Raw genomic sequence first — 245 nt, 5'->3', positions numbered from 1 at the left:
TGCTCTACCTGCTGCTCCACCGGGTAATTTTCAAATATCATAATATGGTTGATTAAATCCTGCTTCTGCTCGGTCAGCGCTTGAATTTCATACAGCGGGAACGCATCGTAGGCATTGGAAGCCAGCGCCTGCCGCTGTGTTCGTTTCATCAGCTCAACAAAGCTTTCGCCTGGTTCAGACTGCACACGCACTGGAATTGTATTGATAAATAGCCCGATCATGTGCTCCACACCTGGAATATCCCC

1 protein-coding gene is annotated in these 245 nt (G+C 48.6%); it reads right to left on the bottom strand.

Annotation, left to right across the window (positions count from 1 at the left end; translation table 11 throughout):
* Nucleotides 1-245, bottom strand: a 245-nt coding sequence (locus tag HFD99_RS25290; protein WP_167441106.1) for a condensation domain-containing protein, incomplete at both ends; no start/stop codon positions are given.

The organism is Paenibacillus sp. EKM301P, from assembly GCF_011800295.1.
Classification (GTDB): domain Bacteria; phylum Bacillota; class Bacilli; order Paenibacillales; family Paenibacillaceae; genus Paenibacillus; species Paenibacillus polymyxa.
The sequence above is the reverse complement of the archived record's forward strand: the minus strand, read 5'-3'. Positions and strand labels throughout refer to the sequence as shown.